This window comes from Streptomyces asiaticus, assembly GCF_018138715.1.
GTDB lineage: Bacteria > Actinomycetota > Actinomycetes > Streptomycetales > Streptomycetaceae > Streptomyces > Streptomyces asiaticus.
Map to the genome: position 1 here is coordinate 4,907,210 of NZ_JAGSHX010000006.1, position 14,291 is coordinate 4,921,500.

14 protein-coding genes and 4 tRNA genes are annotated in these 14,291 nt (G+C 69.8%); 9 read left to right on the plus strand and 9 right to left on the minus strand.

What is annotated here, in order from left to right; all coding sequences use genetic code 11:
* Positions 1-40: 40 nt before the first annotated feature.
* Positions 41-1,453, minus strand: coding sequence for an MFS transporter (locus tag KHP12_RS28205; protein ID WP_246648715.1), 1,413 nt, complete (start codon positions 1,451-1,453; stop codon positions 41-43).
* A 285-nt stretch (positions 1,454-1,738) separates the two neighbouring features.
* Here KHP12_RS28205 and KHP12_RS51395 point away from each other — a divergent pair, with 285 nt between their 5' ends.
* The gene (locus tag KHP12_RS51395) at positions 1,739-2,275 is read left to right on the plus strand and encodes a hypothetical protein (RefSeq protein WP_246643159.1); all 537 of its coding nucleotides are present in this window, start codon (positions 1,739-1,741) and stop codon (positions 2,273-2,275) included.
* 184 nt (positions 2,276-2,459) lie between these two features.
* Here the strand turns inward: KHP12_RS51395 and KHP12_RS28215 are convergent, their stop codons facing one another.
* A complete protein-coding gene (locus KHP12_RS28215) occupies positions 2,460-2,840 on the minus strand; it encodes an SH3 domain-containing protein (RefSeq protein ID WP_211833885.1) in 381 nt (126 codons plus the stop codon).
* Between the two features lie 355 nt (positions 2,841-3,195).
* On the minus strand, positions 3,196-3,447 hold the full coding sequence (locus KHP12_RS28220) for a hypothetical protein (RefSeq protein ID WP_143677917.1): 252 nt from the start codon (positions 3,445-3,447) through the stop codon (positions 3,196-3,198).
* Between the two features lie 139 nt (positions 3,448-3,586).
* Between KHP12_RS28220 and KHP12_RS28225 the strand changes: the two genes are divergently transcribed.
* The 3 genes from KHP12_RS28225 (at position 3,587) to KHP12_RS51405 (ending at position 4,738) form a co-directional block, all read left to right on the plus strand.
* Positions 3,587-4,048: a hypothetical protein gene (locus KHP12_RS28225; protein ID WP_167442415.1), complete on the plus strand. Its 462-nt coding sequence runs from the start codon at positions 3,587-3,589 to the stop codon at positions 4,046-4,048.
* Positions 4,049-4,160: 112 nt separating this feature from the next.
* On the plus strand, positions 4,161-4,517 hold the full coding sequence (locus KHP12_RS51400; RefSeq protein ID WP_244202627.1) for a hypothetical protein: 357 nt from the start codon (positions 4,161-4,163) through the stop codon (positions 4,515-4,517).
* Positions 4,514-4,738, plus strand: a complete 225-nt coding sequence (locus KHP12_RS51405) for a hypothetical protein (protein WP_244202628.1) — start codon at positions 4,514-4,516, stop codon at positions 4,736-4,738. The genes KHP12_RS51400 and KHP12_RS51405 overlap by 4 nt, the downstream gene beginning before the upstream one ends.
* 34 nt (positions 4,739-4,772) lie before the next feature.
* Here the strand turns inward: KHP12_RS51405 and KHP12_RS28235 are convergent, their stop codons facing one another.
* The 6 genes from KHP12_RS28235 to KHP12_RS28260 all read right to left on the minus strand — a co-directional run bounded on the left by KHP12_RS28235 (position 4,773) and on the right by KHP12_RS28260 (position 8,642).
* Positions 4,773-5,315, minus strand: a complete 543-nt coding sequence (locus tag KHP12_RS28235; protein ID WP_086880634.1) for an NUDIX hydrolase — start codon at positions 5,313-5,315, stop codon at positions 4,773-4,775.
* Between the two features lie 146 nt (positions 5,316-5,461).
* Positions 5,462-5,535 (minus strand) — tRNA-Phe (locus KHP12_RS28240).
* Positions 5,536-5,539: 4 nt separating this feature from the next.
* Positions 5,540-5,614, minus strand: a tRNA-Asp gene (locus KHP12_RS28245).
* 236 nt (positions 5,615-5,850) lie between these two features.
* A complete protein-coding gene (locus KHP12_RS28250) occupies positions 5,851-6,672 on the minus strand; it encodes a DUF1684 domain-containing protein (protein ID WP_210609614.1) in 822 nt (273 codons plus the stop codon).
* 160 nt (positions 6,673-6,832) lie between these two features.
* Positions 6,833-6,908 (minus strand) — tRNA-Glu (locus tag KHP12_RS28255).
* 81 nt (positions 6,909-6,989) lie between these two features.
* On the minus strand, positions 6,990-8,642 hold the full coding sequence (locus tag KHP12_RS28260; RefSeq protein WP_210609617.1) for a metallophosphoesterase family protein: 1,653 nt from the start codon (positions 8,640-8,642) through the stop codon (positions 6,990-6,992).
* A 190-nt stretch (positions 8,643-8,832) separates the two neighbouring features.
* Between KHP12_RS28260 and KHP12_RS28265 the strand changes: the two genes are divergently transcribed.
* The 5 genes from KHP12_RS28265 to KHP12_RS28285 all read left to right on the plus strand — a co-directional run bounded on the left by KHP12_RS28265 (position 8,833) and on the right by KHP12_RS28285 (position 14,227).
* On the plus strand, positions 8,833-9,183 hold the full coding sequence (locus tag KHP12_RS28265) for a metallopeptidase family protein (RefSeq protein ID WP_037953306.1): 351 nt from the start codon (positions 8,833-8,835) through the stop codon (positions 9,181-9,183).
* Between the two features lie 318 nt (positions 9,184-9,501).
* Entirely contained in the window at positions 9,502-10,008 is a 507-nt protein-coding gene (locus KHP12_RS28270) for a hypothetical protein (protein ID WP_308016910.1), read from the plus strand.
* 377 nt (positions 10,009-10,385) lie between these two features.
* Positions 10,386-12,683, plus strand: coding sequence for a DEAD/DEAH box helicase (locus KHP12_RS28275; RefSeq protein ID WP_420878093.1), 2,298 nt, complete (start codon positions 10,386-10,388; stop codon positions 12,681-12,683).
* A gap of 152 nt (positions 12,684-12,835) precedes the next feature.
* Positions 12,836-12,908: transfer RNA gene (locus KHP12_RS28280), tRNA-Lys, on the plus strand.
* A 263-nt stretch (positions 12,909-13,171) separates the two neighbouring features.
* Positions 13,172-14,227 (plus strand): right-handed parallel beta-helix repeat-containing protein, encoded by a 1,056-nt coding sequence (locus KHP12_RS28285; protein WP_244203151.1) that lies wholly within the window; start codon positions 13,172-13,174, stop codon positions 14,225-14,227.
* Positions 14,228-14,291: the final 64 nt, after the last annotated feature.

Sequence of the window (14,291 nt, forward strand, 5' to 3'; positions counted from 1 at the left end):
ACCCAGGCAGCGATACGGGAACGAGGCGGGGACGGGCCCGTCAGACGGTCCGGGATTTCACCTCGGCCTCCTCCGTCTCCTCCGATTTCTCCGTCTCCTCCGTCTCCTCCGACGCCTCCGACTCCTCCGTCTCCTCCGTCTCCTCCGACTCCTCCCGACCCTTGCCGCCCTTGCGGACGGCCGGGTTGGTCTCGGGCGCGGCCGCCACGGCGAAGACCGTGACCGCGCCCATGCCGATCATGAACAGTGCGATCGGCCAGGACGCGCCTGCCCACGCGAGCAGCGCGGTGGCGACGATGGGGGAGAACCCGCCGACGATCATCGACGCCAGCTCATGCCCCAGGGCGAGCCCGCTGTAGGCCACCCGGCTGGCGAAGAGTTCGGTGAAGAACGCCGGCTGGGTGCCGATCATCGACCCATGGCCGATCACGAGCGCCACGAAGATCGCCACGAAGATCAGCACCGGATTGCCCGAGTCGAACATGGCGAAGAACGGAAAGGCCCAGACGATCACCGCGATCGCGCCCCCGATATACACCGGCCGGCGCCCGATGCGGTCGGACAGCGCCCCGAACATCGGCATCGCGAACGACTCGAACAGCATCCCCACCACGAGCGCGGCCAGCACCACCCCCTTGCCCACCCCGACTTCGGCCGCGTAGGAGAGGCTGAAGGTGAGGAAGAGATAGCTCGCACCGGTTTCGGCGACCCGCGCCCCGAAGGCGATCAGTATCGACTTGGGGTGGGTGCGGATGACGTCGAGGAGTGGCGGGGTGGACTTCTTCGGCTCCGACTCCTTCTCCCGGAACGCGGGCGTCTCCATGATTCGGAGCCGGATCAGCAGCCCGACGGCGGTGAGCAGGATGCCGACGACGAACGGAATGCGCCATCCCCAGGCGAGGAAGGACTCCTTGGTGGTCACCGCCTGGACGAGCGCGTAGGCGGAGGCGGAGAGGACGAACCCGAGCCCCACACCGGTCTGGCTCCAGGCCGAGTAGAAGCCGCGACGGTGGCTCGGCGCGTGTTCGCTGACGATCAGCACCCCACCGCCCCACTCACCGCCGACGGCGATGCCCTGCACGATCCGCAGCACTATCAGCAGCACCGGCGCCCAGACCCCGATGGTGGCGTAGGTGGGCAGCAGACCGATCAGACAGGTCGCGACGCCCATGATCACCAGGGTGGTCACCAGCATCGACTTACGGCCGATCCGGTCACCGAAGTGCCCGAAGATGATGCCGCCCAGCGGCCGGGCGAGGAACCCCACCGCGTTGGTGCCGAAGGCGGCGATCGTTCCGACCAGCGGATCGAAGGTCGGGAAGAAGAGGGAGTTGAAGACGAGCGCGGCGGCCGTGCCGTAGAGGAAGAAGTCGTACCACTCCAATGCACTACCGAACAAACTTGCGATCGCCGCCTTGCGTACTTCGCGCGGGGCGCCCTTCACGTCTGCCATGTCGGCTCTCCAATGGCCGCTTCGGATGGGATCACGACCTGCGGCTCGGGTGTGTTGGGGGATTGTTCGCCGCTGGTTCTCATGGCGGGAATGGCGGCGTTCCGCTCACCGGGACAGGACGCGAACCGGCGGCTTTTCGCCACTCAGGAGAGCTGCACCCGTACGCCTCTCACACGTCCCACGTTCGTGGGATTTGCATACTTTCATGCCTTCTCTCCGCCTCGCCTGGTCACGCCTTCACGGTGTCGGTCCCGTCCAGGGGCCCGTGACGAAGGGAAGACACACATGCGTGGAAGGCTCGTCATCGCTGCCGCGGCATTGACCATGGCGCTGACGCCAGGCGTCGCGTCGGCGACACAGGACGGCGACGACCACACGACCGGCTCTTACAGCGCCGAGGCGACCATGGCCCAAGGCTCCGAGGGAGCCGAGTACCAGGGCTCCGACACGACCGGTTCCGTCAGCTCCGAGGCGACCGGCTCCCACAGCTCCGAGTCGACGGCCTCCCAGAGCGACGAGGCGACCGCTCCCCAGAGCTCAGAGACGGCCGCTTCCCACGGAGCCCCCCGCTCCGACGAGGGCGTGCCCGGCTACGAGGTGGTCACCCTGCCCAATGAGAACGTCCCGAACTTCCAGCGGCGCACGGTGTACTGCCCGAAGGGGAAGAAGGTCATCGGCGGCGGTGCCGAGGCCCGAGGCAACACCGCCATCCTCGTCGGCAGCTTCCCCACCGATGACGCACGGGGCTGGATCGGGCTGGGCCGCCAGACCTCCGCCGACAACGTGGGCATCAGCGTCTTCGCGATCTGCGCCAACGTCTGATCGTTCATGCGGGACAAGAGCGCCCCCGTGGGCGTGGCAGGCGATGAAGAAGCCCCCTCCGGATGCACTTGAGCGTGCGCGACATCGCACCGCGTCCTCGGCCCATACGCCAACCATCCCTGGGGGGATCCGCGAAGTGCGGCCCGACAGAGCAACCCGTCGGGCCGCACCCGCTGCCCCCGGCTCAGCCGCAGCGGAAGTTGGAGCCCCCGTCGTCCAGGTACTTGTCGTAGATCCAGCCGAGGCTCCTGTTGTTCTCGTCTCTGACCCATGTCCAGGTGTGGCCGAGGTCGTTCGTGACGTAGCAGTCGTACTCGACCCAGGTGTCCGGAGAGACATGGCCCACTGTGGTGCAGTCGCCGTACGGTCCGGTGTGGATGGCGGCGGGGGAGGACTTGCTCACTCTGCCCCCGAAGGGATCGTCGTTGGTGTGCGGCCAGTACGCGTTGCCGCACGTGACAGCGGCTGCCTTGGTGGTGGCGGCCTGGGCGCTCGGCGTGCCCACGAGACCGAGCGCGACGGCTGCGGCGGCGCCGGCGCCGGCGAGAAGGCGGCGTGTCTGCATGGTTACCTCCATTGGTCGCGGAGACGGCTGTGCCTGTCCCAGCGAGGGGCTTGGCCAGGCACGACTGTGGCAGCCAGGTTTGGAGGAGAACCTTGGCAAAGTCTTGAATTGCCTGTTCAGCGAGGGGAAGTCCACCAGGTGATGCCATGCGCACGAAAACGCCCTCTCCGATGATCTTCGGAGAGGGCGTGTGCCAGTTCAGCGCTGCGGTGGCTGGGGCCGGGGTCGAACCGGCGACCTTCCGCTTTTCAGGCGGGGGTGTGGTGGCTGCCGGAGCCCGTTTCGCCTGGCTCGGCGGTTCACTGACGTCCGCTGCTGGCGTCGGCGTACGCGGCCGTTGGCGTCACGACTGGCGTCAGCGTGCTGCTTTCGACCCCTGGCGCGAGAAGGAGCCGCCGGCTGTGCCGGTCAGCACCAAGACAATCAAAACGATCACGAGGTGCGTCGTTGCATTGATCATCGCCTCACCACCGCCAACCACGCAGAGCAGGACAGCGCCTATGCCCGTTGTCTGCGCCTTCCTTCCGTTGAGACTCTCGGTGACAAGATCGGCTGGTGTGAGGGCCGCCGGGAACGTGTCCTGAGCCGTACGCTGTTGTGTACTCATCCTGTCTCCCAAGGCTGGATGGTTTACGGCGGCTCCCTGGTTGCGTCAGGGGGCCGCCCTTGTGTTGTCACCAGGATGGAAGGGGTGGGTTGTTGGGAATGTCAGCATCGAGCTGACATGCGTCTGGCAGCCTGCTGCTATGACGCCCGCAGAGCAGCGCATCTACGACTTGTTGACAGCTCTGAGCGAAGCAGCTCTTGGTCTCGCCTCCTCGGCGGTCTTCCTGGCTCGCCCATCCGACGGCGCGGAATACGGCCTCAAATATATGAATGATGTTCTCAATATGACGCGCCACGTAGAGGCACTGGCCGTGGCAGTCCTGCGGCACAGTGGTGTGTCCTGGGACGCTTTGGCTAGCTACCGGGGAATCTCGCGCCAGTCTCTGCATCGCCGCCTAGCCCAACGCGTAGATGCGGTCACGGACCTGAGCCAGAAGTACCCAGACATGCACGTTGATCGCGCTTACCAAGAGATAGCGATCTTGAAGCGCGTGATCGAACGACTTGACCAAAACCTGGAAGCAGAACTTGAAAAGGCCGCCCCTGAGTGGCGGCGACGAGTTCATAAGCCGGGTTGGTGGTGGCAGGTTGAAGCGGAGTAGGCCCACGGTCGGCGGAGCGGGTTTGGGCGGTGGCCTGCCCGGTCTGGGGTCGGACATGGTCAGGGGGCCGTACGCTGGTTGGCAACTCGGGCAGGCTTTGGACCTTTGCGGCATGACGCCCAGCAGGGCCGGCGAGATCATGGCTGGACGTCGTGGTCTGGCCCACATCGATGTGATCGAGAGAGTCGCCGACGGGCTGCGCATCCCCGGTGCGATGCTGGGCCTGGCGCATCGGCCCTGGGAGATTCCCGCATCGGCTCCGGAGAGCGAGCGGAGCCAGGTATCCGGGCCACGGCTTGCACAGGGGACAACGGCTACCGGTCCTGCTGCTGGGGAAAGCCTGGATGACCTACTGCCACTGGCCGACTCACAGGTCACCCGCTCCACGCTCGCCGCGCTGCGCTCCTCGGTGGAGGACTACTGGCGTCGGGACGACCAGCGCGGTGGTGCGCCACTCCGGCCTGTATGAGCCTGCATGCCACCTATGACGGCAACCTGGCAGAGGCCATCACTCTCGCCTGCAAGGCTCAGGACGTCACCCGGGCAGTGGGAGACCAGCCTCTGGTGATGTCCATGCTGCACTTGCGCGAAGCGTTCGCCCACGCCACCCTTCGCGACGTCCCCGGGTCGCTGGGCATGTCCGTGAATTCCACCGCCGTCTGGCTCCGTACGCCCGCGAGGCACCGGTGATCAGGTTCGAGCAGCGGATGCGAGAGTCATTTGGCTAGCCGGCGCTCTTGGTGGCCTCGTCCAGCAGCAGATACAGCAGGCCGACCAGACTGCCGCTGCTGACGATCTCGCGGCGGTCGATCATCCCGCGGATCTCCGGGAGGGGGATCCACTCGATCCGGTCCGATTCGTTCAGCTCTGTCGGCGGCCCGGTGTGGGTGGCCCCATCGGCGCGGAAGACATGGTGCTCGGAGTCGGTGATCCCGTTCGCGGGCTGCGCGTACACCAGGGGCTTCATCGCCTCGACCCGCCAGCCGGTCTCTTCTTCGACCTCGCGGGCGGCGGCCTGCTCCGGGGTCTCGCCGGGCTCGATGAGGCCCATGGGCAGTTCCCAGCCCCAGGAATCGGTGATGAACCGGTGGCGCCACATCATCAGGACGCGCTTGTGGGCATCGACCACGGCGGCGACGGCGAGGTGTCGCATGCGCACGACATGGTGTTCCCAGCGACGCCCATCCGGCTGCTGTACGTCGACCAGCCACAGGTTGACCCAAGGGTTGCTGTAGATCTGCCGCTCGCCGTGGACGGTCCACCGCATGAACCCACTCCCCTCCGTCGACGCGGTGCCCAGCATGTCACTTCCTGGTTCAGCGCTCTTACGGTGCGTGCCGTGGGCGTCACGGGCAACGAAGAAGCCCCCTCCGGATGACCCGGGAGGGGGCTTTGCCCTGGTAGGGGCTGCGGTGGCTGGGGCCGGGGTCGAACCGGCGACCTTCCGCTTTTCAGGCGGACGCTCGTACCAACTGAGCTACCCAGCCGCAGCGGTCCTGACGGGATTTGAACCCGCGGCCTCCACCTTGACAGGGTGGCGAGCACTCCAAACTGCTCCACAGGACCTTGCGTGTACGAGCACGAGTCTCGCACATGTGGGGTGCGCTCCCAACGGGATTTCCCGTGGTGGATTCGCACTCCTTGCGATCTTCGAACCGGGGCCTTGATTTTTCTCCGCCGCGTCGTTGTCGCTGGATCAGCGTATCAGAACTCCGGCCGTGTTCTGACCGCTCACCGGGCGGGCCGGGGCTCGGCCGGTGAGCGGCGGGGCGCGGTCGGAAGTCTCTCCGTCTCGGCCCGGATCAGGGGCGGCCGCCGCGTTCCAGGGGGATCTTCTCGCCCGCCTCGATCGCGACCGGCAGCCGGTTCTCGGTGGGTGGCAGGGGGCAGGTCGCGAGGTCGGTGTAGGCGCAGGGGAGGTTGGTGGCGCGGTTGAAGTCGAGGGTGACGCGGCCGGTCTCGTCGGGGGCGTCGATCTGGAGGGAGCGGTTCGCGGCGTATGTGGTCACGCCCGAGGTCGCGTCGGTGAGGAGCACCATCAGGGCGCCGGGCCGCTTGCCGTTGAAGGCGGTGAGCCGGAACGTCTCGCCGTCCAGCTCGAACTCGACCTGCCCGGGTGCGTCGTAGACGTGCTCAAGACCCTCCGCCACGGCGCCCACGGTGATCGCGCGTGGCTCGTCGAAGGGGAGGTAGCGGCCGGGGCGGACCCAGCGGGGGGCGGGGGCGTAGGCGGGGGTGCGGGTGAAGTCGGTGCGGAGGGGGTTGCCGGGGTGGCGGGGGCGGACGATGTCGTGGCCGCCGCGCTTGGCGATCTCGATCACCGCGTCGCCGTACCCCGCGTACAGGCTGGCCCGCTCGGCGATCGCCCCGAAGACGTACCGACCGTGCACCGCGGTGCCGTCGATCGTCAGCTCCTCGCCGTCGGCGAGCTCGACCACCACGCCCTCCGGGCCGCTGGACCAGGCCCCGGGGGCGTCCTCGAAGCGGGTCGGGTCCGGGCTCAGCCAGCGCAGGCTGGTGATCGCGAGAAATCCGTGGGGGTCGGCGAGCGCCTGCTCATGGGCGCGGTGCCAGCGCTCCCACTCCTCGGCGAAGCTCATCCGGTCGACGTCCTGGACGGTCATCTGCGCTCCCTCGCGTGGGGCCTGCGGCGGGTTCGGTGCCGTTGCGTACGTACAACCGCGTGGGGGAGGGAGGCATTCCGGGAGCCGTAGGGCCATCGTGCTGCGCGCATGAAAAAAGTCACCGGCAGGTACGTTTCGACCTGCGGTGACTCAAAGAAGGTGGTGCCCCCAACGGGATTCGAACCCGTGCTACCGCCTTGAAAGGGCGGCGTCCTGGGCCACTAGACGATGAGGGCCGATGGCCCACCTGGGCGCCTTGCGGCGCTTTCGGGGACGCGAGAAGCATATGGGATGCCGGTGAGGTTCGCCAAAACGGTTTACGGAGTGGTGGGCGTCGGTGTCGCGCCCGGGCGGTTCTCGGCCGGCAGATGACGGCTGACCTCGGCCTTCGCCAGGCCCAGACCGCCCAGATCGATCTCGTCCCACGCCTGGAGCCGTCGCGTGTCCCGGTCCAGATAGAGGACCGACGCCTGCACCGTGTCCGGTGTGCCGTCGTCCACCGCGCGCAGCCCGCTGCCGCCCGTCGACCCCTCGGTCATCAGCCGGGTGCCGCCGGGGAGCACCTCCGTACGGCGGTGATGGACATGGCCGGTGAGGGCGAGCGGCACGGTGCCGTCGGTCTCGCGGGCGGCGATCGGGTTGTGGGCGAGGGCGATGTCGACCGGGGCGCGGGTGGCCTTGCGGTCCCGGATCGCCTCGGCGAGTTGCCGTCCGGCGCTGTGCTCGGCCGCGTCACCGGCGGCCGCGGCGGACCGGTCGGGGGTGAACTGCGGATCGCCGATGCCCGCGATCCGCAGCCCGGCGACGGTGACCACATCGCCGTTGTCCACGACATGCGCCCCCTTGCGCTTGGCCAGGTAGCGCTGGGTCGACGCCGAGTCGTGATTGCCGCGCACCCAGACATAGGGGGCGCCGAGGTCGGAGACGGGGTCGAGGAAGCCGTTCTCGGCGGAGGTGCCGTGATCCATCGTGTCGCCCGTGTCGATGATCACGTTGACCTTGTACTGCCGCACCAGCGACTGCACGATGTGCCACGCGGCCGGATTGAGATGGACGTCCGAGATGTGCAGCACCCGCATGGTGGTCGGATCGGGCTGGTACGCGGGGAGCGTCGAGGTCGCCTCGTAGAGCTGGGTGACATTGGTCACCAGCCGGGCCAACTCCCGCTGATAGACGTCGAAGTCGGTCACGATGCTGCGCGCGTTGCCCACCACCGAGGGGGCGCTGGAGAGCAGCCCGGAGTAGCGCGGCTCCAGTACGGAATTCGGGTTCCACGTGGCGTAGACGGCGCCGCCGGAGGCGGTCAGCAGCGTGAGCGCGAGCCCTCCGGCGGCCAGCGCCCGGCGCGGGCGGCGGTAGACCGCCAGGCCCAGCGCGGTGGCGCCGAAGACCACGGCGACGCAGGAGCGGACCGCGAGGCCGAGGGTGCCGCGGGTGATGTCGCTCGCGACCTCGTCCTGGAGCCCGGAGAGCCGCTCGGGGTGGTCGACGAGGGCCTGGGACCGTATGGGGTCCAGCCGGTCCACGTCCACGTCCAGGCGGAGCGGGGCGTGGTGGCTGGTCAGCTCGAGCGCGCCCAGCGGGGCCACGTTGATCTTGGTGCCGCCGGTGAGGGACGGCCGCAGCGCCATCCGCGTGTCCATCGGGCCCACGGAGATGTGGACGCTGCCGACCACCAGCAGTCCGATCCAGGCGCCGAGGACGGTCACGGCGGCCAGCCCGGCGGCGCGGACGAGGGGGCGGGCGGGCGCGGTGGGATCGAGCGCGGTGGGATCGAGCGCCGTGGGGTCGAACGGCGTGGAGTCGAACGGCGCGGGCGTGCGGTTGGGGGAAGCGGCGGCGGAGGGGGTCTGCGAAGGGCGGCGGAAGCGGTGAGAAGACGGGCGGCGGAAGCGGCGAAGAGGGGAGACGGCCGCGGTGCCCGCGCGCTGAGCGGTGGCACGGAGCAGCCGGAGCGGTTCGCGGGCCATTGCTCCCGTATGCCCGTCCGCGCGGGGGCGTATGCCTGGGCGGCGCGGGGTGCGGCAGAGGGCGTGGCAGGGGGTGGGGCCGCGCCGGGTGGCGGTGCGCCGGGCGGTCGGCGGGCGGCCGGCGGCGTCCGGCGCGGATACCTCGGTGCCGACGGCTCCTTTCCGGGCCCGGCTGCCTGACAATGGCCTCGTGCTGGAGATGACGCGCGAGGAGTTCGAGGAACTGGTCGCCGAGGCGCTGGACCGGATCCCGCCGGAGCTGACACGGCTCATGGACAACGTCGCCGTGTTCGTGGAGGACGAGCCACCGACGGACGATCCCGAGCTGCTCGGGCTCTACGAGGGGACGCCGCTCACCGACCGGGGTGAGTGGTACGCGGGCGTCCTGCCGGACCGGATCACCGTCTACCGGGGTCCGACGCTGCGGCTGAGCGAGACGCGGGAGGACGTCGTCCAGGAGACCGAGGTGACCGTGGTCCACGAGATCGCGCACCACTTCGGGATCGACGACGCGCGGCTGCACGCGCTCGGGTACGGCTGACCCCGTCCGGCGGCCCCGGGCCCGCCGGCCGATATCCGCCCACATCCGCCCCCGCCTACGGCCGACGCCGCCTACGGCCGACGCCGGACGCGCGGTCTACGGGACGGGCCGGGTCCGTACCGCAAGCGTGTCCTGGGCGGGGCGGGGCCAGTTGGGCAGGGCGTCACATCCCTGCCGTCTGGAGGTGTCCCGCGCATGCCCGGATCTCCCGTGCCCGGATCCCCCGCTCCTCGCACCGCCCGTTCCCCCCGGAGCCCCCGTTCCCCCCGGAGCCCGCGTTCTCCCGGGAGCTCCCGTTCCCCCCGGACCTCCCGGCGCGTGCCCCGCGCCGCCGTGCGCGGGGCGGCGGTCGCGGCGCTCGTGGCCGTCGCCATGGCGCTGGGCGGCTGCATGAGCATCTCCGACGACCCCGAGCGGCCGGACAAACACCGCGGCTCCCACCAGAAGGGCGAGGCGGCGGACACGGGCGGCGCCGTGGTGCGCTCCGACGGCAGGGGGCGGCCGTACGCGGACTCCGACCGGGACGAGAAGGACGGGAAGGGGAAGAAGGGCGAGAAGGGGAAGAAGAAGGACGGCGAGGACCGATCGGCCTCGGCCTCCGCGACCGACCCCGAGGCCGAGCCCTCGGCTCCGCCCGGCGAGAAGGGTGATTCGCATCACCGCCCGGCCCCCTCCGCCCCGCCACAGCCGGGTGGTGCCACCCCGTCCGACGCGCCGCCCGCGCCCCGGCCTTCGAGCCCGCCGCCGACCGCGCCGGACCCGAAGCCGACCGACGCCGAGCCGCCGACCGCGCCCGCCTCCCCGTCGGACCAGCCCGCGGGCTAGGCCCACGGCCCTACGGGCTAGGCCCACGAGTCCACGGGATAGGTCCGCAAGTCCACGGGATGAGGCCACGAGTCCACGGGATGGGCCCACGGGCCCACGGGCCCACGGGATACGCCCACGGGACAAGGCCCCAGCCGTCGCCGGCCAGCACGGATGGAGCGAATTTGCTCTTGAGGGGTGGAGGTGCGTATGGTGGTAGATCGTTTGATCCCATTTGCCCGGCGCCTCGTAGAAGTGCGCCGCGAGGCGCGTTCCTTGCCATCCCGTGGCTGACCGCATAGAGGCGGTCGTTTGCGACAACACACGGAGTTTGGGCGCGTGCCGAGACTCCGGAAGGTTTCGCATTTCGCATGTCCGTTTCCACTGATCACGCCGTCATGCCCGCTCACGAAGAGTCGGGCGAACTGAGCGAGCTGACCGCCCCGGCCGCGCCGTTCGAGCCGTCGGAGCAGGACGAGCAAGCCGCCACGGAAGCCCCCGACACCCCTAAGGCGCCCGACATCACATTCGCCGACCTCGGCCTCCCCGAGCAGATCGTCCGCAAGCTGGCGCAGAACGGCGTCACCACGCCCTTCCCGATCCAGGCCGCGACCATCCCCGACGCCATGGCCGGGAAGGACATCCTCGGCCGCGGCCGTACCGGCTCCGGCAAGACCCTCTCGTTCGGTCTTCCGCTGCTGACCACGCTGGCCGGCGGCCACACCGAGAAGAAGCGCCCCCGTGGGCTGATCCTCACCCCGACCCGCGAGCTCGCGATGCAGGTGAGCGACGCGCTCCAGCCGTACGGCGATGTTCTCGGCCTCAAGCTCAAGGTCGTCTGCGGCGGCACCTCGATGGGCAATCAGATCTACGCGCTGGAGCGCGGCGTGGACATCCTGGTCGCCACCCCGGGCCGGCTGCGCGACATCATCGAGCGCGGTGCGGCGTCCCTGGACAGGGTGCAGATCGCGGTCCTCGACGAGGCCGACCAGATGGCCGACATGGGCTTCCTGCCCGAGGTCACCGAGATCCTCAACCTGGTGCCGCAGGGCGGGCAGCGGCTGCTGTTCTCCGCGACGCTCGAGAACGAGATCGACACCCTGGTCAAGCGCTACCTGGTCGACCCGGTCACCCACGAGGTGGACCCGTCCGCGGGCGCCGTCTCGACCATGACCCACCACGTGCTGGTCGTGAAGCCGAAGGACAAGGCGCCGGTCACCGCCGCCATCGCGGCGCGCAAGGGCCGCACGATCATCTTCGTCCGCACCCAGCTGGGCTGCGACCGGGTCGCCGAGCAGCTGTGCGATGCGGGCGTACGCGCCGACGCGCTGCACGGCGGCATGACGCAGGGCGCGCGCACCCGTACCCTGGCCGACTTCAAGGACGGGTACGTCAATGTGCTCGTCGCCACGGACGTCGCCGCGCGCGGTATCCACGTCGACGGCATCGACCTGGTGCTGAACGTGGACCCGGCCGGTGACCACAAGGACTATCTGCACCGCTCCGGCCGTACGGCCCGGGCGGGCCAGAGCGGCACCGTCGTCTCGCTGGCCCTGCCGCACCAGCGCCGCCAGATCTTCCGGCTGATGGAGGACGCGGGCGTCGACGCCTCGCGCCACATCGTCGGTGGCGGCGGAGCCTTCGACGAGGACGTGGCCAAGATCACGGGCGCGCGTTCGCTCACCGAGGTGCAGGCTGAGGCGGCCTCGAACGCGGCCAAGCAGGCCGAGCGCGAGGCGCAGGACCTCAGCCGGGAGCTGGAGCGGGCGCAGCGGCGCGCGGCCGAGCTCCGCGAGGAGGCCGACCGGCTGTCCGCGCGGGTGGCGCGCGAGCGCGGCGAGACCGTGGCACCGGCGGAGTCCGCGACCGTGGCCGAGGCCGAGGCCGGGGCCGGGGCGGAGACGGTGGCCGAGGCCGCCGCTGTGACGCTGCCGGCGCAGCGTACGGCGGAGTCCGCGACCGTGCCCGCCGTGAAGGGCGCGGGGGCCGAGGCCGTCGAGGGCGCGGGTGACGGCGAGGCGCCGCGCCGCTCCTCGTACGACCGCCGGGACAACGACCGGGGCCGGGACGACCGTGGCGGCCGTTCCTTCGACCGCCGGGACGGTGACCGGGACCGCGGCTTCAACCGTGACCGGCGGGACGACCGTGGCGGCGACCGTGGCGGCTTCAACCGCCGTGACGACCGGGGCGGCCGTTCGTACGACCGCCGGGACGGCGACCGGGACCGCGGCTTCAACCGCGACCGTCGCGACGACCGACGGGACGACCGTCGCGACGACCGCTTCGGCCGCGACCGCGACCGGGACCGGGACCGCCGGGACAACGACCGTGGCTTCGGCCGGGACCGCCGTGACGACCGCTCGTTCGGCCGCGACCGCCGGGATGACCGTGGCGGCTTCAACCGCCGTGACGACCGTGGCGGCAGCCGTCCGTACGAGCGCCGCGACGACCGTGGCTTCAGCCGCGACCGCCGGGAGAACAACGACCGGGGTGGCCGCTCCTTCGAGCGCCGCGACCACAACCACCGTGGCACGGACCGTCCGTTCAACCGCGACCGTCGCGACGACCGCCCGGGCCGCCGTGACGACCACCGGGGCGGCGCCACCGGCGGCCGTTCGTACGAGCGCTCCGGCAGCTCGCACGACCGGTCCTTCGACCGCCGCGCCGACAAGCCGCGCTGGAAGCGCAACGGCTGATCGGGCCGTGCGCGACGGCTGATCGGGCCGTGCGACGCGACTGATCGGGCCGTGCTGAGGGCCGTGCAACACCACGCTGTTGCACGGCCTTTCGCTCCCGGAGGGTATTGGCTCGGGTGTTGGCCCCTCGCCGAGCTATGCTGCGGGGGTGCGGGTCATTAGCTCAATTGGCAGAGCAGTGGACTTTTAATCCATTGGTTCAGGGTTCGAGCCCCTGATGACCCACCTCGGAAACCGCAGGCGCCATTGGTGACCTGCGGTTTCATCGTTCCTGAGGGTCTCGCCGCGCTGTCTTCCGCGGCCCGGGAACGGGGGGTTCCCACCCCCGTCGTACAGAAGATCGAGTCTCACTCGACCGGTGCTTGAGCGGATGCCGAGCGGTACTCGAGCGAAGAGTCTGAACCTGCTGCGTCTGGCCCGCTGCTCGGAAACGCTTAAGGAGACTCCTCGTGCGACTCGCGACAACGATCCGGGGTTTGGTCCCCGTCATGGCGCTGGCGGTATCGGCATGGGCGGTCTCCGCTCCGGCGTCCGCCGAAGGAAAGGGAGGCGTCGGTAAGGAGAGTGAGAAGGCGGCCCCGGTGCCCTGCGGGGACGCGGCGGCGCTGGTCAACGCGGTGAGCGAGGCCAACAGCTCGCCCTTCGGAGGGTCCGTCGTTCTGACCACGGGGTGTGTGTACACGCTGGGCTCCGCGGCGTTCACCGGTCCCAACGGCGCTGACGGACTGCCGCTCATCACCCGTGACGTGACCATCAGTGGGACCCTGGCGACCATCAGACGCAGCGCGTCCGCGGCGGACTTCCGGATCGCGGAGATCGCGCCCGGTGGAAGCCTTACGGTCAACGGCGTGACCTTCTCGGGCGGCCGGGCGACCTCGGGGGCGGGCATCGACGGCGGTGGCATCCTCGACGGGGGCTCGCTGCGGCTGATCCAGTCCACGGTCACGGGCAACACCGCGAGCAATGTCGGCGGGGGTATCGAGATCGCCTCGGGCGGCTCGGCGGTGCTTTCGGGCACGGATGTGACGCACAATTCCTCGGGGGACGGCGGCGGTATTCACATCAATACGTCGGCCACCCTCAGCGTCTCGGGCGGCAACATTTCGGACAATACCGCGGACAGCGCGGGCGGTGGCGTCAGTAACTGGGGAACGACGCTGCTGGGCGCCGTCGGGATCGCCCGGAACAGGACCACCAACTTCGAGGGCGGCGCAATCTCCACCTCGATCGGTGATCTCACGATCAACGGTAGCCGGGTGACCGAGAATACCGCCGGCAGTTTCGGTGGCGGTATCGCCAATATGGGCAGCGCACTACGCGTTCTGGCCACCACCGTGTCCGGGAATACCGCCACGCTGAACGGCGGCGGTGTGTTCCAGCACGCGGGCACCACACAAATGACCGGCGATACCGTTACCGGCGATACGGCCAATGGCGGTCAGGGTGGCGGGATCTTCACCGACGGCGGCTCGATCACGCTCTCCGCGACCACGGTCGCCGGGAATAACCCGAATCAGTGCGTACCGGCCCTCGCGGGATGCTGAAAGAAGCGCGACGACCGGTGAAACGACCCTGCTGAACGCCGCGGCGCCCCCGGAAGCCATTCTT

Excerpts from the sequence above, each read along its gene's own strand:
- KHP12_RS28275 (WP_420878093.1), top strand. The coding sequence starts at position 10,386 with ATGCCCGCTCACGAAGAGTCGGGCGAACTGAGCGAGCTGACCGCCCCG.
- KHP12_RS28225 (WP_167442415.1), top strand. The coding sequence starts at position 3,587 with ATGACGCCCGCAGAGCAGCGCATCTACGACTTGTTGACAGCTCTGAGC.
- KHP12_RS28250 (WP_210609614.1), bottom strand. The coding sequence starts at position 6,672 with ATGACCGTCCAGGACGTCGACCGGATGAGCTTCGCCGAGGAGTGGGAG.
- KHP12_RS28205 (WP_246648715.1), bottom strand. The coding sequence starts at position 1,453 with ATGGCAGACGTGAAGGGCGCCCCGCGCGAAGTACGCAAGGCGGCGATC.
- KHP12_RS51400 (WP_244202627.1), top strand. The coding sequence starts at position 4,161 with ATGACGCCCAGCAGGGCCGGCGAGATCATGGCTGGACGTCGTGGTCTG.
- KHP12_RS28220 (WP_143677917.1), bottom strand. The coding sequence starts at position 3,447 with ATGAGTACACAACAGCGTACGGCTCAGGACACGTTCCCGGCGGCCCTC.
- KHP12_RS28285 (WP_244203151.1), top strand. The coding sequence starts at position 13,172 with ATGGCGCTGGCGGTATCGGCATGGGCGGTCTCCGCTCCGGCGTCCGCC.
- KHP12_RS28215 (WP_211833885.1), bottom strand. The coding sequence starts at position 2,840 with ATGCAGACACGCCGCCTTCTCGCCGGCGCCGGCGCCGCCGCAGCCGTC.
- KHP12_RS28260 (WP_210609617.1), bottom strand. The coding sequence starts at position 8,642 with ATGGCCCGCGAACCGCTCCGGCTGCTCCGTGCCACCGCTCAGCGCGCG.
- KHP12_RS51395 (WP_246643159.1), top strand. The coding sequence starts at position 1,739 with ATGCGTGGAAGGCTCGTCATCGCTGCCGCGGCATTGACCATGGCGCTG.
- KHP12_RS51405 (WP_244202628.1), top strand. The coding sequence starts at position 4,514 with ATGAGCCTGCATGCCACCTATGACGGCAACCTGGCAGAGGCCATCACT.
- KHP12_RS28235 (WP_086880634.1), bottom strand. The coding sequence starts at position 5,315 with ATGCGGTGGACCGTCCACGGCGAGCGGCAGATCTACAGCAACCCTTGG.